Origin of the sequence: Amycolatopsis nivea, from assembly GCF_004522235.1 — a bacterium.
GTDB classification, from domain to species: Bacteria; Actinomycetota; Actinomycetes; order Mycobacteriales; family Pseudonocardiaceae; genus Amycolatopsis; species Amycolatopsis nivea.
Genome location: NZ_SDLT01000002.1, coordinates 1 through 21,288, shown reverse-complemented (window position 1 = coordinate 21,288; position 21,288 = coordinate 1). Strand labels below are relative to the sequence as shown.

The window sequence follows — 21,288 nt, the reverse complement described above, 5'->3', positions numbered from 1 at the left end:
TGCTCACTGTAGTCTCGGGCTCGTGGCTCTCGCGCTGTACCGGAAGTACCGTCCGGCGACCTTCGCCGAGGTCGTCGGCCAGGAGCATGTGACCGAACCGCTGCGCACGGCGCTCGCCGCCGGGCGCATCAACCACGCGTACCTGTTCTCCGGGCCGCGCGGCTGCGGTAAGACGTCGAGTGCGCGGATCATGGCGCGCTCGCTCAACTGCGCCAAAGGCCCGACCCCGGATCCGTGCGGCGAGTGCAACTCGTGCCGCGCGCTCGCGCCGGAAGGCCCTGGCAGCGTCGACGTCACGGAACTCGACGCGGCCAGCCACGGCGGTGTGGACGACGCCCGCGAACTGCGGGACAAGGCGTTCTACGCGCCCGCCGAATCGCGCTATCGCGTGTTCATCATCGACGAGGCGCACATGGTCACCACGCAGGGCTTCAACGCCCTGCTGAAGATCGTCGAAGAACCGCCTGAGCACCTGATCTTCATCTTCGCCACCACCGAGCCGGACAAGGTGCTCACCACCATCCGCTCGCGCACGCACCACTACCCGTTCCGGCTGATCCCGCCGAGCTCGATGCGGGAGCTGCTGGAACGCAACGTCGCCGCCGAGGGCGCGACGGTCGAACCGGCGGTGTACCCGCTGGTGATTCGCGCCGGCGGCGGTTCGGCTCGCGACACGCAGTCGGTGCTCGACCAGCTGCTCGCCGGGGCCGGTCCGGAAGGCGTCACGTACCCGCGGGCGGTGGCGCTGCTGGGCGTCACGGACACCGCGCTGATCGACGCGGTGATCGACGGGCTCGCGAACGACAACCCGGCTGAAGTGTTCGGCACCGTCGAGAAACTCGCCGACGCCGGACACGACCCGCGCCGCTTCGCCACCGACCTGCTCGACCGCCTGCGCGACCTGCTGCTGATGCGCGCCGTCCCGGAAGCGGGCGAACGCGGCCTGGTCGCCGCGCCGGACGACGAGCTGAAGCGGATGACCGAGCAGGCGGAGAAGCTCGGCCCGGCCACGCTGTCCCGCTACGCCGAAATCGTCCACAGTGGACTGCTCGAGATGCGCGGCGCGACGTCGCCGCGGCTCGTGCTCGAACTGCTCTGCGCGCGGATGCTGCTGCCGTCGGTCACCGAGGCGGAGAAAGCCTTGCTGGCGCGGATCGAACGGCTCGAGCGGCGGCCCGCTGGCGTGCCTGCTCCCGCCGCGGCCCCTGCTGTTTCCGCGCCCAATGCCGGTCCCGCACCCGCTCCGGCGGCTACCGCTGCTCCGGCGGAGGCACCGGCTCGGTTCCAGCGGCCTTCGCAGCGTCCGGCGCAGGAAGCTCCCGCCGAACGTCCGGCGGCGGAGGCGCGTCCGGCGGCCGAAGAACCGGCGCGCCCGGCGCGTCCGGAGGTCAGCCGTCCGGCTCCCGTCGAACCGCCTGCCGCGGCTGCTCCCGCACCGGAGGCCCCGCCCGCTCCGCCTGCTGAGGAGGCCCCGGCCGCGGGCGGAATCGACGCGGCCAAGGTGCGCGAGAAGTGGCCGCAACTGCTGGCGTCGCTGCGTAAATTCACCGGCGGCCGGGCGCTCGAAGCCATGCTCACGCAGGCGACGGTCGCCGAGGTCGACGGTTCGGCGGTCACGCTGACGCACAAGTCCGAACCGCTCGCCCGGCGGCTGAGCGACCAGGGCAACGCGAGCAAGATCGCGGCCGGGCTGAGCGAGGTGCTCGGCGGCGAATGGCAGGTCCGCTGCGTGCACGGCGCGGCCCCGGCGGCCGCTCCCGCGCGGCAGGCTCCCCGGCAGCAACCGGCGGCACCGGCTCCGGAACGGTCGTTCACACGTCCGTCCGCGGCCGCGCAAGCCCCCTCGGCAGCGCCGCCTGCCCCGCCGAAGCCCGCGGCGGAAGCGCCGAGCCGTCCGCGCGTCACCACGAGCGAACCGGACATCCCGCTCCCGCCCGAGCCCACGGACGAGGACGACGACATCTACTCCGAGGATTCCAGCCCGGTCCCGCCGCCTCCGCCGCCGCCCGCGGAGGAGGATCCGGAGCAGATCGCAAGGAAGCTGCTCTCGGATCACCTCGGCGCGCGTCCGCTGGACTAGCGGATCAGCCGGACCGTGAGCGGGTGCGACGTCGGCGGTGCCTGCACGGTCACGGTCCGGGTCGCGGCGTCCCAGGTCCAGCTTCCGCTGCGCCGACCGTCCACGTACACCGCGGCTGGCTTGGCGGCATTGGTGAACCGGACCGTCCAAGCGCGTTGCGAGGCACCGATCGCGAGCATTGCCGAGTGGGCATTTTCGGTGTAGCGCAAGGCAGTCGAGGACCGCTCTTCCTGGAGAGTGAACGCGCCGTTGTGGCCGCCAGCCACCGTGACGGTCGCGGCGGTCAGCGGATCGTGCGCGTCCCCGGCGACATTTCCGCTGCGGGTGACCATGATTCCGCCCGAGCGCATGAACACCGGCATCGTGTCCCAGCCCGTCGTGATCTGCGCGCTGGTGCCGCCGCGGTAGGTCTTGCCGGTGAAGTAGTCCGTCCAGTCGCTGCCCGGCGGGAACCAGACGCTCGTGGTCGCGGTGGCACCCGGGCTGGTCGCCGGAGCCACGAGGACGTCCGGGCCGTACAGGTATTCCCCGCCTGCCTGCGCGTACGCCTCCTGCTGGTCCGGATATTGCAGGTACAGCGGTCGCACGATCGGCATTCCGGTCGCGGTGGCCTGCTGCGCGAGCGAGTAGGTGTACGGCACGAGATTTTCGCGCAGGTTCAGGAATTTCGTCGCTGACGCGTCCGCGGCGGCTCCGTACTGCCAGGGCAGCCGGTCGCTGTGGTTGGAGTGCAGCCGGTCGATCGGCTGGAACGTGCCGAGTTGCACCCAGCGCGCGTACAGGTCGTCCGGCAGCTTGGTGCTGCCCGGCTCCGTGCCCGGCTGCTGCAACCCGCCGGTGTGGCCGCCGATGTCGTGGCTCACCGAAGCCAGTCCGGTCGCCGCGGATTCACCGGGGGTGTAGCCGACCTCGAAGGCCAGCGTTGCCCAGTCGGAAATGGTGTCGCCGGTGAAGTGCAGCGTGGTGCGCTTGTCCGCCCACGGACCGGTCGGCACGGCGGTCGGCGAGCTGTATCCGCCGGCTTGCAGCGAGCCGTACGCGCGGGAGAACGCGAAGCCGCCGTGCTGTGCGTACTGCTGGTTGATCCACGCGTCCGGGGTGACGCCGGCGAGGCTGGATTTCGAGGCGTCGCAACACCAATCGAGCCACCAGACGTCGTTGCCCTGCTGTTCCATCGGCCGGTGCAGGTCGAAGTAGGCCCGCAGCTGGTCGGGGTCGCCGAAATCGAAGACGTAGCAGTCTTTTCCGCAGCTGGGCTGAAGTTTGCCCTTCGCGGTCGCCTGTGCGGCCGGGAACTGCGGGTCGTCGCCGCGGATGCTCGGATGGATGTTCAGCGACGTGTGCAGGCCCTGGTCGTGCGCCCACTGGAAGAACGCCTTCGGGTCGGGGAAGCGGGTCGGGTCGATTTCCCAGCCGTTCCACCGGTCCGGCGATTTGAAGTCGGTGTCGACGACGAGCATGTCGAGCGGCACCTGCTGCTCGCGGAATTTCGGCACGATCGTCTGCTCGAAGTCAGCGGCGGTGCGGTCGTAGTACTCGGAATACCAGACGCCGTAAGCCCAGTGGGGCAGCAGCAGCGACGGTCCGGTCAGCTGGGCCAGTTCCTGGAGCGCTTGGCCGTAGTCCTGGCCGTAAGCGAAGACGTAACCGTCCTGGTAGTTCTCGCTATTGGGTCGCTGGGTGACGACTTTGGTGCGCGGGTTGTACAGCGCCGATGCGGTGTCGTCCAGCAGCGACCAGCCGTCCTGGTAAAGGATTCCTGGCGCGGTGACCGCGGTTCCGTCGACGTCGTCGAGTCCGCGTCGGTATCCGCCGAGCGGCGCGTGCGGGGCGAGCAACACCGAATGCGCGGCGGTGACGGCGACGGTGTCGAGGTTGACGTGGCAGTTCGAGTCCGGACAGGACAGTGTGACGGTGTTGGTGCCAGCCTTGAGCTGTACCGGGATTGCCTTGGTGCGCCAGGAATTCCAGCTGCTGGTCGACGCCAAGCTCAGGTTAGTGGCGGTGCCGTCGGCTTGGAGCGTCAACGAGGTTGGCTGGGTTTGGCCGGAAACGGCGGTCGCGTCGGCGTAGCGCAGCTGCAGATCGTAGGCACCGTCGGCGGGGACGCCGGTGATCGTCAGCGCGTCCGAAGCGCCGGATCGCTCCATGCCAGCGAGGAAGGCCTTGCCGGAGTGTCCGTCGTGGTCGCTGGCCGGGTGTGCGCCGCCGGACAGCGCGCCTTGCTCGGCCTCGCAGAGGACGCCGAACGCACACGGTGTCGGCGCGGGCGGCACGGGTTGCGGGTACTCGGCACCGGTGTTGACCAGGGCGAGGCTGTCGATGTTGACGTTGCCCGAGCCGCCGGTGCCGCGCTTGACGGTCACCTGATGCTGTCCTGCGGGCAGCGTGATCGGCACGGTCGCGACGGCCCAGGTGTCCCAGTCCGCGGTCGCCGGAAGGGTGATGGTCCGCGCGTTCGCACCGTCCACGAGGACGCTGAGCGTGCGGGCGGTGTGCTGTCCGTCGCCGCCGGTTCCGTTGGCGTAGCGCAGGTCCAGCTGGTGATCACTGGGAGCGGTGGCGCGGAAGGCCAGGCTGTCGCCGGGGTTGATGAAGCCCGCCGCGAAACCGTCGCCGGTGTAGCCGCGGTGGTCGGTAGCCGTGCCTGGGCCGTTGAGCTGCAGATGTTCGGCCTCGCAGAGGGTGCCGAAAGCGCAGGCCGGCGTCAGCTTGCCCGCCCACGGCCGCGCGGTGACGTCCTGGCCGCCGGTTCGCAGCTGGACGGTGAGGTTGTCGTCGGAGAACGCGCCCGAGTCGAGCTTGTAGCGCAGCTGGACGGCGCTGGTCCGGATGGTCAGCCAGCCGTCGCGTTTCGTTGCGGTGTAAGGGGTTTTGGAGAAACTGCCGCGGCCGATCGCGTTGAACGTGCCCGCGTCGACGAACTTGGCGTCACCCGCGTATTCGGTGCGGATGAGTGTCGGCGACAGGACTTCGAACCGCGCTGGCCCGGCGGTCACCGACTGTGGAGCGGCCTCGGCGACTCCCGTCGACACGAGAGTGCCCGCCATGGCTGCCACGGCGAACAGCCGTACCAGTCGTCCTCGGAGTGAAGTTGCCACCGACGCCTCCTCGAAAGGTCCCCAGCGACGGTAAGTCGGGACCGATCAAGAAAGAAGACGGTGTCCGGTGTTCTGTCCGCTCAGTAGCCCTTTCGGCTCTCTGCGTCAGGCACCGGCCAGGTACGCCTCGATCGCCTTCGCGATGGCCTGCGCGTAGTGCGCCCGGCCCGCCGCCGAGGACATCTGACCGGCCTCGTCGGCGTTGCGCATGTTGCCGCATTCGACAAGCACGGCGGGCCGGGTCGACAGATTCAGCCCGCCCAGATCATTCCGTGGCGAGAGGCCCGCCGAGCCGATGTAAGTGGAGGTGGGAAAGCCGTAGTCGCGGATTCCGTCGCGCATGGTGCGCGCAAGCTTCAGCGAAGGTTCGCCCTGCGCGGCGTTCAACGGCGGTGCCGAGTACGCGACGTGGAAGCCGTGCGCGGTTGGCGAAGTGGACCCGTCGGCGTGGATCGAGACCACTGCGTCGGCGTTCGCGTCGTTGCCGATCCGCGCGCGCTCGTCGACGCACGGGCCGACGCCGGAGTCGTTCTGTCGCGTGTAGACGACCTTGATTCCCTTGGCCGCCAACGCATTCCCGACCTGCTGCGCGACCGCGAAGGTGAAGGCGTGCTCCGGGTACCCGGCGTTGGTCGAGGTGCCGGTGGTGTTGCACGGCTTCGTCTGCCCGCGCCCGGCGGGCACCTTCCGGTTGATCTCGCCGGGGTGCGAGGCGTTGCCGCCGTTGTGTCCGGGATCGAGGACCACGACCTTGCCCGAGCCGACCGGCGGCACGGCGGACGTCGAGGGCGGGCTGGAAGACGAGGACGGCGCCGGTGGCGGGCTGGAAGACGACGGGCTCGGCGTCGCGGATCCCGGGGACGACGTCGGCGCGGCGGCCGGAGACGGAGGCGTCCCGCCGCCGCCGGAACACGCCGTGAGCAGCAGCAGGCCGGTCAGCAGCGGGAGTGTCTTCGCTCGCACGCGACCACGGTGCCACAGCACACGCGTGCCGCGGGGACGGACGCGCCGGACTCGCGGCTAGGCTGGGGAGGAACACCCAAACGCGGAAGGACCGAGTGCGATCATGGTGCAACCCGGCGGCGGCGGCTTCGACCTGTCGCAGATCATGCAGCAGGCCCAGCAGATGCAGCAGAAGCTGGTGGAGGCCCAGGAGGAACTCGCCAACACCGAGGTCACCGGCACCGCGGGCGGCGGTCTGGTCACCGCGACGGTGTCCGGCGACAGCCAGCTGAAGGGCCTCGTCATCGACCCGAAGGTGGTCGACCCGGACGACGTCGAAACCCTGGCCGACCTGGTGGTCGCCGCGGTGCGCGACGCGTCGGCGAGCGCGCAGAAGCTCACCGAGCAGAAGCTGGGCCCGCTGGCGGGCGGCCTCGGCGGCGGCATGCCGGACCTCGGCAGCCTCGGCTTCGGCGGCTGACACTTGTACGAAGGTGTCGTCCAGGACCTGATCGACGAACTGGGGCGGTTGCCCGGCGTCGGTCCGAAGAGTGCCCAGCGCATCGCGTTCCACCTGCTGGCCGCCGACCCCGCGGACATCGCGCGGCTGCAGGACGTGCTGGGCAAGGTCAAGGAAGGCGTGCAGTTCTGCGAGATCTGCGGCAACGTCTCGGAACAGGAAACGTGCCGGATCTGCCGCGACGAACGCCGCGACCTCACGGTGATCTGCGTGGTCGAGGAGCCGAAGGACGTGCTGGCGGTCGAGCGGACCCGCGAGTTCAAGGGCCGCTACCACGTCCTCGGCGGCGCTCTGGACCCGCTGTCGGGCATCGGCCCGGAGCAGTTGCGGATGCGGGAACTGCTGAAGCGCATCGGCGAGGCGGACGTCCGGGAGATCATCATCGCGACCGACCCGAACACCGAGGGCGAGGCGACCGCGACGTACCTGGTGCGGATGCTGCGCGATTTCCCGGGCCTCTCGGTGACGCGGCTGGCGTCGGGGCTGCCGATGGGCGGGGACCTCGAGTTCGCGGACGAACTGACTTTGGGCCGCGCGTTGTCCGGGCGGCGCGCGCTCTGAGCTGTTGACAGGGAAGGACGCGGCCTTGGCGCCGCGTCCTTTTTTGCACTGGGGGAGGCACGATGACCTGGGTGGATCCCGTCCGTACCCGGCTCTGGTCGACGACGGAGTTCGTGGACCTCGTGGATTGCACCGAGCGGCCGCACACGCGGTACGGCGAGGACCTGGCCGGCGCGATCATGCTCACCGTGTCCGGGGTGGTGATTCTCGACGATAATCTGGCTTCGGAGATCGAAGGACTGTGGTCTGCGGTCGCGCATCTCGTCGCGGAGTACCGGAAAACCGGCTCCGCGCGGTCACCCTTCCCGGACCAGTCGCTGGAGCTCGCGCTGGACCGGGTGTCGCGAGGGCTGGTTCGGATCACCGTCAGCGGCAGCGATTTCCGCCGGACCTCGGTGGCCGGGGAAGCGGACCTGTTGTCGGGGCTGGTCGCCGGCGGGCTTCAGTTCTTCGAGAAGATGGCTGAGCTGACGCAGGATTTCTACGTCCGGGAGATCCAGCTGCTCGAGGGTCAGCAATAACCCAGCTGTGCCAACGAGTTCACCACGATATCCGACGGATGGTATTTGTCCGTCCAGGACTGTCCGCGGCGATTTCGGTACGTGGACAGGAATTCCCGCAGCCGGTCTCCGCGCATCTCGGTCAGGACGACGTTCTCGCCGATGCCCACGTGTCGTTCGGTGCGGGCCCGGTGGACCGCGCACGGGACGCCGAGGTAACCGCATTCCTCCTGCAACCCACCGGAGTCTGTGACCACGTACTCGGCTCGCGCGACCAGCGGCAGGAACTTCAGGTACCGCATCTTCGGCTGCGCGATGAACTTGTCGTCGAAAAGCTCGTCCAGGCCCAGCGCGCGGATCTTCTCCCGCTCCGGCGCACCGGCCAGGTACAGGACCGGCATCTCGCGGCTCTGCGCGCGCAGGATTTCCAGTGCCTCGCGGTACTTGTCCGCCCGCGACACCAGTTCGAACCGGTGCAGCGTCGCCAGGCCGAACTTCTCCGGCAGGCCCGGCACGTCCAGCGGCTGGTCGACGACCTGACGCATCGAGTCGATCGCCGTGTTCGCCTCGGTGTTCACCACGACGCCGCGGGCGCCCCGCAGGTTGTGCACCTCGCGCTCGCTCGGCGAGAAGTGGATGTCCACGAACTTCCCGGCGATCTTGCGGTTCAGTTCCTCCGGCAGCGGCGACAGGATGCTGCCCGACCGCGTGCCCGCCTCGATGTGCCCGACGCGGGCCTTCAGGATCTTCTTGCCGATCAACGCTCCGTACGGCGTGGTGAACGTGTCGCCGTGCACCAGCACGAGCGGCGGGCGGCCGTCCTCGCTCAACTGGGCGCGGAGTTCGGCGCGGCGACTCCACGCGGTGCGCATGACCTGCGCGGCCCAGCCCGGCACCTGCGCCGGGGATTCGAGGTCGCGTGCCCGCGCGCGAGGCACGAACCACAGATCCGGTTCGGGCAGCCGCAGATCGGACAGGACGTCGGCGACCTCGTCCACGTGCTGTGCGGTGAACCAGAGCTTCGGGGTCGCTCCGCGCTCGGCGACGCGGTGGAAGACCGGCGCGATCTTGATCAGTTCCGCGGTGGTGCCTGCGACGAAGGAGATCACCGTGGATGCCCAATCAACAGAGGGTTAGCGACGGCGGCAAGGATACTGCGCATTCCCGCCGGTCAAGTGCAGGGTAGCCTCGCCGCGTGAGTGCTCACCCGCTCCTTCCGTCGCTCAGCGTCGTGATCCCGGTCCACAACGAACAGGACTGGATCGACCGCAGCGTGGGCGCGCTGATCGCCTCCGCCGAGGCGGCCCGGTGGCCGGTCGAGGTGCTCGTCGTGGACGACGGGAGCACCGACGGCACGCCCGGGAAGCTGGCCCGGCTGCGCGAGGAACACGGCATCACGGTGCTGACCCAACCCAACGGCGGCCGGTTCGAAGCCCGCCGAGCCGGCATGGCGAAGGCCTCCGGCGACTGGCTGCTGCTGCTGGACAGCCGGGTCATCGTCGACGCGGGCAGCCTCGCCTTCCTGCGCGAGCAGCTGGTCGAACACCCGGAGCGCGCGGTCTGGAACGGCCACATCCACGTCGCCTCCGAGCACAATCCCTACGCCGGGTTCATGGCCGGCCTCGTCGCCGTCGGCTGGCGACGGTACTTCGCGGACCCGAAGCTGACGTCGTTCGCCATCGAGGAGTTCGACGTCTACCCCAAGGGCACCACGTTCTTCTGCGCCCGCCGCGACCTGCTGGAGGGCGCGGCGGCCGCGTTCGAGTCGCTGTTCGACGACGTCCGGCTCGCCAGCGACGACACCCGGATGCTGCGCTGGATCGCCGAACGCGCGCGGATTTTTCTGGCCCCGCAGTTCTCCGCGATCTACCACGGGCGTGATTCCTTCAGAAAGTTCTACGCTCAGTCATTCTTTCGGGGGACAACCTATGTGGATTCCTACCTAAATTCACCCGGTCCAGCGAGAAACGCGTTATTTTGCTCGCTCGCTGTAGGCGTGATTGGGGCCGGACTTGCGGTGAAAATGCCGAAGACAACGGCCGCACTCGGGGTGACCGGAAGCGTCGCGGCCGCCGCCGTGGTGAAGAAGTGCGGGGCCACCAACGCCGAGGCGCGCGCGGTCAGCACCCTGCTGCCGGTCTTCGCGGCCGGCTTCGGCTCGGGGGTGTTTCGGGGGCTCTACCTGGCATTACGCGCACGGCTGCGGCGTCGATGAGCGTGACCGAAGAGACGGCAGGCGGAGTCGTCCGCGACACCCACCGAACCGCCGGGAAACTCGGCGGTTCGCTGCTCGCGTCGATCGTCCTCGGCTACGTCCTCACCGTCGCTTGCGCGCGGCTTCTGCCGCCGGACCAGTACGCCACGTTCGTCACCTTCTGGGGCCTGCTGATGGGTCTCGGCAGCGCGCTTTCCCCGCTTGAGCAGGAGCTTTCCCGACAGTCCGCGGTGGCCGCGCTCTCTGGCGGGCTCGCCGGCCGGGGTGCGCTCCGGGCCGTCGCCACCGCCGCCGCGGTGGCCGCCGCGTTCGGGCTCGCGCTGCTCGCCCCGCCGGTCCGCGACCGGCTTTTCCCCGGCTACGGGGAACTCGCCCTCGTCGTGCTGGCCGGCGGCGTCGCGTTCGCCTGCCAGTTCGGCGTTCGCGGGCTGCTGATCGGGCAGCACCAGGTGAAGCATTTCGCCTGGCTGGTGGTCGCCGAACCCGCGGTTCGCGCGCTGGTCCTGGGCCTGCTGGTCCTCGCGACGGCCTACCGGCTGGTCCCGTTGGCGCTGGCAGTCGCGGCGGGTTCGTTCGCCTGGCTGCTGTTCGTCCGCCAAGGCTGGCGGCTGCTCGACGTCCGCGCCGAGGGCGACGGCTGGCCGGTCACCGTCCGCCGGATGCTGATGCTGCTGCTCGGTGCCGCGCTCACCGCGAGCGTCATCACCGGATATCCCGCGCTCGTCGGCCTGCTCGCGCCGGGCGGCGACCGCGGCCGGCTCGGTGCGGTCTTCGCCGCGCTGGTCATCGCGCGGTTGCCGTTGACGCTGGTAGGGCCGGTGCAATCGCTTGCGGTGCCGTTCGTCGTGCGGCTTTCCACGAGCGAGGCCGGCCGGCATCGGTTGCGTCGCGTGTTGCTGCTCGGCACGTTCGCCTCGCTCGCGCTGGCCGCGCTCGGCGCGCTGGTCGGCCTGCTGATCGGCCCGTGGGCGGTGGGGTTCGTCTACGGCGCCGGTTACCAGGTGGACGGCTGGGCGGTCGCCGGGCTCGTCTGGTCCTCGGTGCTGCTGGTGCCCATGCAGTTGCTCACCGCCGTGCTCGTCGCGCGCGCCCAGGCCAGGCGCGTGTTGATCACGTGGACGGTGGTCGCGGCCACGGCTTCGGTGCTGCTGCTGGCGGTACCCGGGGACACCGTTTTCCGTGCCGTGATCGCACTCGCCGCCGCGCCAATGACCGGCCTCGCGGTTGTGCTCGCATTCGTTCTCGTCAATTCGTCGATCATGGCAACGAACCACTCCGATGAAACGGCGGAATAGCGCCGCAGTAGTGTGACTTCGCAGCCTCCGGCATCGGTGTGCGGCGAAGGCAAAATGGTGCTCACGGTTGGACCGCGAAATCGATGAACGTTCTTCTGGTGCTGCTCGCGTTCTGGGTGCCCGGGCTCGTCTTCGGGGCTGCCGTCCGGCTGCGCGGATGGACGCTCGCCGCCACCGCGCCGCTGCTCACTTTCGGAGTCGTCGCGCTCGGCGTCCCGGTGCTCGGCGGCCTCGGCATCCGCTGGACGATGCTCGCGGTCGCGCTCTGGACGCTCGTGCTCGCGGTCGTCGGCTTCGGGCTGGCGTTCGCCGCGCGACGGCTGCGCGCGCGCCGTCATCCGGACTGGACGGTCGAAGAACTTCCGAAGCTCCCGCTGCGCGACCACGTCGTGATGGCGGCGGGCGTCGCCGCGGGCCTCGTCGTGGGCGCGGTCGCGTTTTTGCGCGGCACCAACGGGATCAACACGGTCCAGCAGGGCTGGGACGCGCCGTTCCACGGCAACCTGATCCGCTGGATCGCCGAACACGGCGACGCCCGGCCGTCCACCGTGGGCACGATCGCGAACCTGCCCCACCAGACGAACTACTTCTACCCGGACACCTACCACGCACTGCTCTCGCTGGTCTTCGGCAAGGGCGGGCTGACCATGATGCCCACGCTGAACCTGGCCGCGCTGGCAGTGGTTTTCACCGTGCCGGTCGGCGTCGCGGCGCTGTGCCGCGTGTGGGGCATGCCGGCGCTCGGTACCGCCGCAGCCGCCGCGGTCACCACGTGGTTCAGCGCGTTCCCGTACGACTCGCTGTGGCGCGGTCCGCTGTGGCCGTACGTCGCGGGCGTCGCGCTGATCCCGGCGATGCTCGTGCTCGCGCGGTACCTGCTGAAGCCGGACGGCGCGACGGGCCCGGTCGCGCTCGGGGTCGGCGTCGCCGGACTGTGCGGGCTGCACACCAGCCTCGTGTTCGTGCTCGGCGCGTACTTCCTGCTCATCCTGCTCGCGGTGCTGCTGCGCTACGAGAAGATCGATTGGCGGCGTAGCGCTCCCACGCTGATCGCGACAGCCGGGCTGGCGATCGCGCTCGGCGTGCCGCTCGTGCTGCCGTCGCTGTACAACGCGAGCGGCGTGACGAGCGCGCACTGGCCGACGGAGGCGACCCTCGCCGGCGGCCTCGGCGAGACGCTGACGTTCTCCCCGATGTCGGAGTTCCCGCAGTGGTGGGTCGGCGTGCCCGCGTTCATCGGCATCGTGCTGATGGTGCGGCACCGGCGGATGCTGTGGCTGGTCGGCGCGTACGTCGTGTTCGGCGGGCTGTTCATGGTCTCCGTGTCGCTCGAATCGAACCTCGTGCGGTCGGTCACGAGCGTCTTCTACAACGACCACTGGCGGATCGCCGCGCTCGTGCCGCTCGCCGGTGCGGTGGCGTTCGGCGAGTTCGCGCACACCTTCGTCGCCTGGCTGGTCCGCAAAACGCAGCCACGGGTGAAGCTCAAGCCGGTCGCGCTCACCGGCGTCGCCGTGCTGCTGCTGGTTGTGGTGCTCGGCGGGCTGAGCGGGGGCGGTTACGTCGGCCGCAACGCGGTGCGGCTGGCGGCCAGGTACCAGGACGGGCCCACGGTGTCCAAAGCGGAGGAAGCCGCGTACGCCTGGCTCGCGCAGCACACGGTGCCCGGCGAACGCGTGATGAACAACAAGGCCGACGGTTCCGCGTGGATGTACGCGCTGTCCGGCGTGACGCCCGTCGAGTGGAACTTCTACGGAGCCGGCCCGGGCACGACGGCCGCGTACCTCAGCGACCAGGTCGACCAGGTCGGCACGTCGCCGCGGGTCCGCAGGGACCTCACGGACCTGCGCGTGCGCTATGTCATCCAGGGCAAGGGGCTGGCCACCGCTACCGCGATCCAGTCGGCGGGCGTCGCCCGGATCGCCGAGGGCCCGATGTTCCACGTCGTCTTCCGCAATTCCGACGCGACGATTTACGAGATCGCGGGACAGTCCGGCGTCGCGGTGGCACCCGCGCTGAGCACTTCGCACGGGGAGTGAGCGCTCATGGCTGACTTGTCCGGCACGCTCGTGCACACCCGCCGCGTGCTCATCGTGATCCCGGCCTTCAACGAGCAGGACAGCGTCTCGTCGGTGCTCGCCCAGATCAAACGGTCGCTGCCCGGCATGGACGTGCTGGTCGTCGACGACGGTTCGCTCGACCGCACCGCCGAACTCGCCCGCGAGGCGGGAGCCAGGGTGGTCCGGCTGTCGGTGAACCTCGGCGTCGGCGGCGCGATGCGCACCGGATTCCGTTACGCCGTCTCGCGCGGGTACGACACCGTGGTCCAGGTCGACGCCGACGGACAGCACGATCCGGCCGAGGTCGGCGCGTTGCTGCGGCTGCTCGACGAGGGAGCCGACCTCGCGATCGGCTCCCGGTTCGCGGGCAAGGGTTCGTACCGGGCCGTCGGTCCGCGCAAGTACGCGATGGCCGTGCTGTCGCTGGTGTTCAGCAAGCTGGCCGGGACCAGGCTCACCGACGTCACGTCCGGGTTCAAGGCGATGGGACCGCGCGCGATCCGGCTGTTCGCCGCCGGCTACCCGGCCGAATACCTCGGCGACACGGTCGAGGCGCTCATGCTGGCGATCCGGGCGAAGCTCGCGATCGCGGAAACCCCGGTCCTGATGCGGGAGCGGGCGGGCGGCACGCCGAGCCATTCGCCGGTGAAATCCGCCGTGTACCTGGGCCGCGCGGGGCTGGCGCTGCTGCTCGCCCTGGTCCGCCGCCGTCCCTCCGTCGATTCTTCCGACGCCGTGTAAGGAGGCCCTCCATGGCAGGCTGGCGGGTGCTGAGCATCGTCATCGCGTGTCTCGTGCTGTTCGTCGTCATCGAGATGATGCGGCGGCGCAAACTGCGCGAGAAGTACGCTGGCATCTGGCTCGTGGTGGCCATCGGGGTCGTGATCCTCGCCGTGGTGCCCGCGGTGGCGAACTTCGTGGCGCACCTGACGGGCGTGGAGACCCCGTCGAACTTCGTCTTCTTCCTGTCCGGAGTGGTCCTCGCGATGGTTTCGCTGCAGCTTTCGACCGAGGTCGGGCACCTGGAGGAAGAGGTACGGACCTCGGTCGAGGAGACCGCCTTGCTGCGCTGCGAACTGGAAGACACCCAGCGCGAGCTCGAAGCACGCATCGCCGAACTGGAGAAACGCACGACCGCGCCGGACACCGTGGACGGCCTGCCCGAAGCGAGGCCGGCACGCGTTCCCTGATCTCCGCGCTGCTCGCCGCCCCGCCCCGGCTCGGCGGCGTTCGGGTGCTCGCCGTCGACGGTCCGTCCGGAGCCGGGAAATCCACTCTCGCCGCCGAGACGGTCGAGGGTCTCGGTTCGCGTGCCGCATTGGTCAGCACGGACGCCTTCGCCACCTGGGACGATCCCGTCGCGTGGTGGCCGCAGCTGGAAGACGGAGTGCTGACGCCGCTGGCACAGGGCCTGCCCGGCGAGTACCGGCGGATGGACTGGACCTCTGGCACTCCGCGGCCGGGCGAGCTGGTGCGCGTCGAGGTGCCTGAGGTGCTGGTGCTGGAAGGCGTGTCGAGCGGACGCCGCGCGGTGCGGTCCCGGTTGTCGTGGCTGTGCTGGGTCGAGGGCGGCACCGAGGCTGAACGGTTGTCCAGGGCAGTCGCCCGGGACGGCGAGCCCGCACGGGCCGAACTGCGCCGCTGGCAGTTGTTCGAGCGCGGCTGGTTCGCCGTCGACGGCACCCGGGAGGCCGCCGACCAGCTGGTCTGAACAACCGGAATCCCGGCTCGACATCGGTTTGCGGCAGGCGAAATGGCTATTGCGCGGAATGCGCGAGCACGGCGGACACGAGTGCATTCGGGCCGATTCGGCGGCCTTCGCGGGCAACTCTCCAGGCCGGCCGGAGAGATTCCGGAACATCCACGGCACCCGGAACGGACAACCCGGACCGCTAGGCCAACCGGGTGAGCAAACCGCCACTCAACGTACCAAACCGGCAGTTTTCGCTACGCTGTGCACACAATTGCCGACACGTTGCGCTCAATTTGGGCCTTACGTAGCGCGATCGTAACCTCACGTGCTTAAGCGGGGGCCGAGTTCCCGCTAGTGTCACCGAACACACCGATCGCATTGGTCTTCCCGAACTGACCGCCGACGGTGCTTTCGAGACACCGAACATTCCCAAGGGGTGCCAGATGCAGCAATTGCGGCTGACCCGAACACGCCGGGCAGCTCTGATCGGGCTCGCGGGCGCGCTCGCAGTCTCGCTGTCCGCGTGCGCGGAATCGAAGCGCGACGAGTCCGGAGGCGGTGGGTCCGGGGGCACCATGGTCTTCGGCAACACCGGCAACCCGAAGATGTTCGACCCGATCTTCAACGACGAGGGCGAGACGTTCCGGATCACCCGGCAGATGCTGGACACGCTGATCCAGAACAAGCCGGGCACCGCGGACCTGGCCCCGTCGCTCGCCACGAAGTGGACGCCGAGCAACGACGGCAAGACCTGGACCTTCGACCTCAAGCAGGGCGTGAAGTTCAGCGACGGCACCGCGTTCGACGCGAAGGCCGTCTGCTTCAACTTCGATCGCTGGTACAACATGAAGGGCGCCACCGCCCAGAGCCAGATGATCTACTACGGCGACGTCTTCGAGGGCTTCAAGAACAACGAGGGCACGACCAAGGGCCAGCCGGTCTACCAGAGCTGCGAGGCGAAGGACGACCACACCGCGGTCCTGAACCTGACCCGCGCGAAGGGCGCCTTCCCGGCCGCGTTCACCCTGCCGTCGTTCGCGATCCAGAGCCCCACCGCGCTGCAGAAGTACAACGCGGACAAGGTCACCGGCTCCGGCACGTCGATCACGTATCCGGAGTACGGCTACAAGCACCCGACCGGCACCGGCCCGTTCAAGTTCGAGAGCTGGGACCAGGGCAACGGCCAGATCACCTTGGTGCGCAACGAGACCAGCACGATGCCGCAGCCTGCCAAGCTGGACAAGCTCGTGTTCAAGGTGATCCCGGACGAGAACGCCCGCAAGCAGGCGCTCAAGGCCGGCGACATCAACGGCTACGACTTCCCGGCTCCCGCCGACTACGGCCTTCTGCGCAACGACGGCGAGCAGGTGCTGATCCGCCCGTCGTTCAACGTGCTCTACCTCGGCATCAACCAGGCCGGCCCCAACGGCGCGAAGCTGCAGAACCCCAAGGTCCGCCAGGCGCTGGCCTACGGCATCAACCGCGAGCAGTTCGTGCGCTCCAAGCTGGCCGAGGGTTCCGAGGTCGCGACCGAGTTCGTGCCGAAGGCGATCTCCGGCTACACCGACGACGTGACCAAGTACCCGTACGACAAGGAAAAGGCCAAGGCGTTGCTGAAAGAAGCAGGCGCCGAGGGCATGACTCTGAAGTTCTACTACCCGACCGAGGTCACCCGGCCCTACATGCCGAACCCGGCCGACACCTACACCGCGATCTCCGAGGACCTGAAGGCCATCGGCATCAACGTGCAGCCGGTCGCCGAGTCGTGGAACGGCGGGTACAAGGACGACGTGCAGCAGAACGGCAAGCAGGACATCCACCTGCTGGGCTGGACCGGTGACTACAACGACGCGGGCAACTTCGTCGGCACCTTCTTCGGCCGCCCGAAGCCGGAGTTCGGCCTCACCGACCAGAACAACCAGGGCATCTTCAAGGCGCTCGCCGACGCGGACGCGGCGCCCTCGGGCGACGCGCACACCAAGGCGTACCAGGAAGCCAACAAGAAGATCATGGAATACCTGCCCGCCATCCCGATCGCCTACCCGACGCCGGCGATCGTGGTCGGCCCGAAGATCAAGGGCGTGGTGGCCAGCCCGCTCACCGACGAACGCTTTGACAACGTCACTGTCGGCTGACGTGCTCCACTGAGCAGCCAGGCCAAGGGCAGGTGCTACCGCGCCTGCCCTTGGCCTCGTTCCCGGGCTGTACACAAAGGACTACTCGTGCTCCGTTTTCTCGTGCGTCGGCTGCTACAAGCGATCCCGACGCTCCTCATCCTGTCCATCCTGGTGTTCGCCTGGTTGCGCTCACTTCCCGGCGGGCCCGCGTCGGCTCTCCTCGGGGACAAGGCGACACCGGAAAAACTGGCGAACCTCAACCACGTGCTCGGCCTCGACCAGCCGATTTTCGTGCAGTACTTCAAATTCCTCGGTCGCGCGGTCACCGGTGATTTCGGCAATTCGCTCGTGTCGTCCCGGCCGGTGATGTCGGAGATCGGCACATTCCTCCCGGCCACCATCGAACTGGGCATCACGGCGATGCTGATCGCGGTGCTGTTCGGCATCTCGTTCGGCTATCTCGCCGCCCGGTTCCGCGGCCAGATCGTCGACAACGTCATCATCGTGCTGACCCTGGTCGGCGTGGCGGTGCCGATCTTCTTCCTCGGCTACATGATGCAGGACCTGCTTTCCACGCCGCTCGGCTTGCCGTCGCAGGGCAGGCAGGCACCGGGCATCGACGCCACCGTCGTCACGCATTTCGCCATTCTCGACGGAATGATGACCGGCGAATGGGACGCGGTGTGGGACGCGATCAAGCACCTCATTCTTCCCGCGCTCGCGCTCGCCACGATTCCGCTCGCGGTGATCACCCGGATCACCCGCGCGTCGGTGCTCGACGTGTTCAACGAGGACTTCATCCGCACCGCGAACTCCAAGGGCCTCACCCAGCCCGTGGTCCGCCAGCGGCACGTGCTGCGCAATGCTTTGCTGCCGGTGATCACCACGATCGGCCTGCAGACCGGCGCGCTGCTCGGCGGCGCCGTGCTGACCGAGCGAGTGTTCAACTTCCGCGGCCTCGGATTCCTTCTCGCCGAAGGGATCGACAAGCGGGACTACCCGCGGCTGCAGGCGCTGCTGCTTCTCGGGGCACTGGTCTACGTGCTCGTGAACATGCTCGTGGATATTTCCTACGGGCTCATCGACCCGAGGGTGCGTGTGCGGTGAACACTCTGCTGAACAAGAAGAAAGAGCCGATCGACAAGCTCGCCGCGGCTTCGGCGGGCGGGCGCAGTCTCGGCGCCGAGGCACTGCGCCGGATGCTGCGCAGCCCGGTGGCGATCGTCGGCGGCGTGATCACCCTGCTGTTCCTGCTGCTGGCGATTTTCGCGCCGCTGCTCGCGCCGAAGGACCCACAGGTCCGGTACCTGCAGGACAAGGTCATCCTCGGCCGGGGCATCATTCCGGGCGCACAGCCCGGTTTCCCGCTCGGCGTCGACGACTTCGGCCGCGACTTCCTGTCCCGGCTGCTGATCGGCGCACAGCAGACGCTGCTGGTCGGCGTGCTCGCCACGGTGATCGGCGTGCTGCTCGGCGCGCTCATCGGCGGGCTCGCGGGCGCGTTCGGCGGCTGGGTCGACACCGTCCTCATGCGCATCGTCGACGTGCTGCTGGCGTTTCCCTCGCTGCTGCTGGCGATTTCGATCGCGGCGCTGTTCGCGAAGCCGAGCCAGTGGACGGTGATCATCGCGGTGTCGATCATCGGCGTGCCGATCTTCGCCCGGCTGCTGCGCGGTTCGATGCTCGCCCAGCGCGAGGCGGACCACGTGCTGGCGGCGACGTCGCTCGGCGTGAAGCGGACGACCGTCGTGTTCCGGCACATGCTGCCGAACTCGCTCGGCCCGGTGATCGTGCAGGCGACGCTGACCCTGGCGACCGCGATCCTGGAGGCCGCGGCGCTGTCGTTCCTCGGTCTCGGCGACCCGGACCCGACCCGCGCGGAGTGGGGTTTGATGCTGGGCAACGCTTCCCAGCACTTCCTCGACATCCGGCCCGAGCTGGCCTACTACCCGGCGATCGCGATCATCATCGTGGCGCTCGGGTTCACGCTGCTCGGCGAGTCCCTCCGCGAAGCCCTCGACCCGAAGAACCGGCGGTGACCCCGTGGCACTTCTCGAAGTCCGCGACCTGAAGGTCGTGTTCCAGCGCCGCGGCGAGCGTCCGTTCACCGCGGTCGACGGCGTGAGTTTCGACGTCGAACCCGGCCAGACGGTCGGGCTGGTCGGCGAGTCCGGCTGCGGCAAGTCGGTGACGTCGCTCGCGATCATGCGGCTGCTCGCCAAGCGCGGCAACACCGTCAGCGGTTCGGTGCGCTTCGAGGGCACCGATCTGCTGACCCTGTCCGACCGCGAAATGCGCGACCGGCGCGGCCGTGATCTCGGCATGGTGTTCCAGGACCCGCTGTCCTCGCTGAACCCGGTCATCCCGATCGGGCTGCAGATCACCGAGGTGCTGGAGCGCCACCGCGACATGCCGCGCAAGAAGGCGCGGATCGAAGCGGCGGAACTGCTCGACAAGGTCGGCATTCCCGACCCGACGCGGCGGCTTTCCGAGTACCCGCACCAGCTTTCCGGCGGGATGCGCCAGCGCGCGCTGATCGCGATCGCGCTGGCGTGCCGTCCTCGGCTGCTCATCGCGGACGAGCCGACCACCGCGCTCGACGTGACGATCCAGGCGCAGATCCTCGCCCTGCTGCGGGAACTGGTGCAGGACACCGGGACCGCGCTGGTGATGATCACGCACGACCTCGGCGTCGTCGCCGGGCTCTGCGACGAGGTCAACGTGCTTTACGGCGGCCGGATCGTGGAACGCCAGGAGCGGCATTCGCTGTTCGCGCAGCCGCGGCATCCGTACACGCACGGCCTGCTGGCCTCGATCCCGCGGCTCGACGAGGGCCGCGGCGAGAAGCTGGTGCCGATCCGCGGTTCGGTGGCCGACAACATCCCATGGGACGGCGGGTGTGCCTTCGCGCCGCGCTGCCCGAACGCGATCCAGGCCTGCCTGGAGAATTCGCCGGAGCTGGTTCCCGACCGGAACGGCTTGCTGCGCTGCCACAACCCGGTGCAACCCGCCGTGGCGGCAGGAGGAGGAACCCGATGACGGTGGCGAACACCGACGAGGTGCTGCTCGAGGTCACCGGCCTCAAGGTGCACTTCCCGATCAAACGCGGCATCGTCGTGGACCGCACGGTGGGCCACGTGTTCGCGGTCGACGGGGTCGACCTGTCGATCCGCCGCGGCGAAACCTACGGCCTGGTCGGCGAATCCGGCTGCGGCAAGTCGACGCTCGGCCGCGCGATCCTGCGGCTCAACGAACCGACCGACGGCAAGGTCGTGTTCGACGGCACCGACGTCGCCCAGCTCAAGGGCGAGCAGTTGCGCAAGGCGCGGCGGCGGATGCAGATGGTGTTCCAGGACCCGATGTCGAGCCTGGACCCGCGCCAGTCGGTCGAATCGATCCTCGTCGAGGGCATGCGCGCGCACGGTCTCGACAAGGACAAGGAGTCGACCGCGAAGCGGCTGCGCGAACTGCTGAGCGCGGTGGGCCTTCCGGAGTCCTCGCTGCGGAAGTACCCGCACGAGTTCTCCGGCGGTCAGCGCCAGCGCATCGGCATCGCGCGGGCGCTGTCGGTGGAGCCGGACCTGATCGTCGCCGACGAACCGGTGTCCGCGCTGGACGTTTCGGTGCAGGCGCAGGTGGTGAACCTGCTGGAGGACCTCCAGGACGAACTCGGTCTCACCTACGTGGTGATCGCGCACGACCTCGCGGTGGTCCGGCACATCTCCGACCGGATCGGCGTGATGTACCTCGGCGCGCTGGTCGAGGAAACGACGTCGGAGGAGCTGTACCAAAACCCGCTGCACCCGTACACGCGCGCGCTGCTGTCGGCGATCCCGGTGCCGGACCCGGTGGTGGAGGACAGCCGCGAGCAAATCCTGCTCGCCGGCGACCTCCCGTCGCCCGCCAACCCGCCGTCGGGCTGCCGCTTCCACACGCGGTGCCCGTGGAAGCAGGAAAGCCTGTGCGACACCGATCGCCCGCAATTGCGCGAGATCGGCGCCGGACACCGGGTGGCCTGCCACTACGCGGAGGACATCCGCGACGGGCGGATCCAGCCGCACAAGGTCGAGGTGGAACTGGTCGACGCCGGAGCACTGAACCCGGACCTCGGCCCGCCGGACGTCGGTTCGGCCGCCGAGATCCTCTGACGTCCGTGAAGGGCTCCTTGAGGGAATCAGACCTGGATCCACCGAGTTGAGGTTTT

General features: G+C 69.1%; 18 protein-coding genes. 15 read left to right on the top strand and 3 right to left on the bottom strand.

The genetic code is table 11. The annotated features are described in order from the left end of the window. Positions 1–22: 22 nt before the first annotated feature. Entirely contained in the window at positions 23–2,080 is a 2,058-nt protein-coding gene (locus EIZ44_RS02175) for a DNA polymerase III subunit gamma and tau (protein WP_134727580.1), read from the top strand. Here EIZ44_RS02175 and EIZ44_RS02170 read toward each other — a convergent pair. Both EIZ44_RS02170 and EIZ44_RS02165 read right to left on the bottom strand, forming a co-directional pair. Beyond that, positions 2,077–5,181 carry a TIM-barrel domain-containing protein gene (locus tag EIZ44_RS02170; RefSeq protein WP_134727579.1) on the bottom strand — a complete coding sequence of 1,035 codons (3,105 nt, stop codon included), beginning with the start codon at positions 5,179–5,181 and terminating at the stop codon, positions 2,077–2,079. The genes EIZ44_RS02175 and EIZ44_RS02170 overlap by 4 nt on opposite strands. Before the next feature lie 105 nt (positions 5,182–5,286). After that, entirely contained in the window at positions 5,287–6,144 is an 858-nt protein-coding gene (locus EIZ44_RS02165) for an N-acetylmuramoyl-L-alanine amidase (RefSeq protein WP_439098578.1), read from the bottom strand. Positions 6,145–6,247: 103 nt separating this feature from the next. On the opposite strand from EIZ44_RS02165, the gene EIZ44_RS02160 reads away from it, so the two are divergent. The 3 genes from EIZ44_RS02160 (at position 6,248) to EIZ44_RS02150 (ending at position 7,725) form a co-directional block, all read left to right on the top strand. Further along, the gene (locus EIZ44_RS02160) at positions 6,248–6,604 is read left to right on the top strand and encodes a YbaB/EbfC family nucleoid-associated protein (RefSeq protein WP_037808500.1); all 357 of its coding nucleotides are present in this window, start codon (positions 6,248–6,250) and stop codon (positions 6,602–6,604) included. Between the two features lie 3 nt (positions 6,605–6,607). Then, positions 6,608–7,204 carry a recombination mediator RecR gene (recR, locus tag EIZ44_RS02155; RefSeq protein ID WP_037808499.1) on the top strand — a complete coding sequence of 199 codons (597 nt, stop codon included), beginning with the start codon at positions 6,608–6,610 and terminating at the stop codon, positions 7,202–7,204. A 62-nt stretch (positions 7,205–7,266) separates the two neighbouring features. Beyond that, positions 7,267–7,725 (top strand): hypothetical protein, encoded by a 459-nt coding sequence (locus tag EIZ44_RS02150; RefSeq protein WP_134727578.1) that lies wholly within the window; start codon positions 7,267–7,269, stop codon positions 7,723–7,725. Here the strand turns inward: EIZ44_RS02150 and EIZ44_RS02145 are convergent. Beyond that, positions 7,716–8,813, bottom strand: coding sequence for a UDP-N-acetylglucosamine 2-epimerase (locus EIZ44_RS02145; protein WP_037808497.1), 1,098 nt, complete (start codon positions 8,811–8,813; stop codon positions 7,716–7,718). The genes EIZ44_RS02150 and EIZ44_RS02145 overlap by 10 nt on opposite strands. A gap of 86 nt (positions 8,814–8,899) precedes the next feature. Here EIZ44_RS02145 and EIZ44_RS02140 point away from each other — a divergent pair, with 86 nt between their 5' ends. From EIZ44_RS02140 to EIZ44_RS02090, 11 genes are all read left to right on the top strand, one after another. Next, positions 8,900–9,919, top strand: coding sequence for a glycosyltransferase family 2 protein (locus EIZ44_RS02140; protein ID WP_134727577.1), 1,020 nt, complete (start codon positions 8,900–8,902; stop codon positions 9,917–9,919). Next, a complete protein-coding gene (locus EIZ44_RS02135) occupies positions 9,916–11,214 on the top strand; it encodes a hypothetical protein (RefSeq protein WP_134727576.1) in 1,299 nt (432 codons plus the stop codon). Before EIZ44_RS02140 ends, EIZ44_RS02135 begins: the two co-directional genes overlap by 4 nt. Positions 11,215–11,297: 83 nt before the next feature. Next, a complete protein-coding gene (locus tag EIZ44_RS02130) occupies positions 11,298–13,253 on the top strand; it encodes a DUF6541 family protein (protein ID WP_134727575.1) in 1,956 nt (651 codons plus the stop codon). Positions 13,254–13,259: 6 nt separating this feature from the next. Further along, a complete protein-coding gene (locus EIZ44_RS02125; protein ID WP_051728631.1) occupies positions 13,260–14,015 on the top strand; it encodes a glycosyltransferase family 2 protein in 756 nt (251 codons plus the stop codon). A gap of 11 nt (positions 14,016–14,026) precedes the next feature. Further along, positions 14,027–14,464, top strand: a complete 438-nt coding sequence (locus EIZ44_RS02120) for a DUF2304 domain-containing protein (protein ID WP_037808489.1) — start codon at positions 14,027–14,029, stop codon at positions 14,462–14,464. A 44-nt stretch (positions 14,465–14,508) separates the two neighbouring features. Further along, positions 14,509–14,985, top strand: coding sequence for a uridine kinase family protein (locus EIZ44_RS02115; RefSeq protein ID WP_240691203.1), 477 nt, complete (start codon positions 14,509–14,511; stop codon positions 14,983–14,985). A gap of 425 nt (positions 14,986–15,410) precedes the next feature. Then, positions 15,411–17,102, top strand: coding sequence for an ABC transporter substrate-binding protein (locus EIZ44_RS02110; protein ID WP_167753949.1), 1,692 nt, complete (start codon positions 15,411–15,413; stop codon positions 17,100–17,102). A gap of 87 nt (positions 17,103–17,189) precedes the next feature. Then, positions 17,190–18,191: an ABC transporter permease gene (locus EIZ44_RS02105; protein ID WP_134727574.1), complete on the top strand. Its 1,002-nt coding sequence runs from the start codon at positions 17,190–17,192 to the stop codon at positions 18,189–18,191. Further along, positions 18,188–19,123 (top strand): ABC transporter permease, encoded by a 936-nt coding sequence (locus EIZ44_RS02100; RefSeq protein WP_037808484.1) that lies wholly within the window; start codon positions 18,188–18,190, stop codon positions 19,121–19,123. The genes EIZ44_RS02105 and EIZ44_RS02100 overlap by 4 nt, the downstream gene beginning before the upstream one ends. A gap of 4 nt (positions 19,124–19,127) precedes the next feature. Beyond that, positions 19,128–20,123: an ABC transporter ATP-binding protein gene (locus EIZ44_RS02095; RefSeq protein ID WP_037808482.1), complete on the top strand. Its 996-nt coding sequence runs from the start codon at positions 19,128–19,130 to the stop codon at positions 20,121–20,123. Then, a complete protein-coding gene (locus EIZ44_RS02090; RefSeq protein ID WP_043834533.1) occupies positions 20,120–21,232 on the top strand; it encodes an ABC transporter ATP-binding protein in 1,113 nt (370 codons plus the stop codon). Before EIZ44_RS02095 ends, EIZ44_RS02090 begins: the two co-directional genes overlap by 4 nt. Positions 21,233–21,288 lie beyond the last annotated feature (56 nt).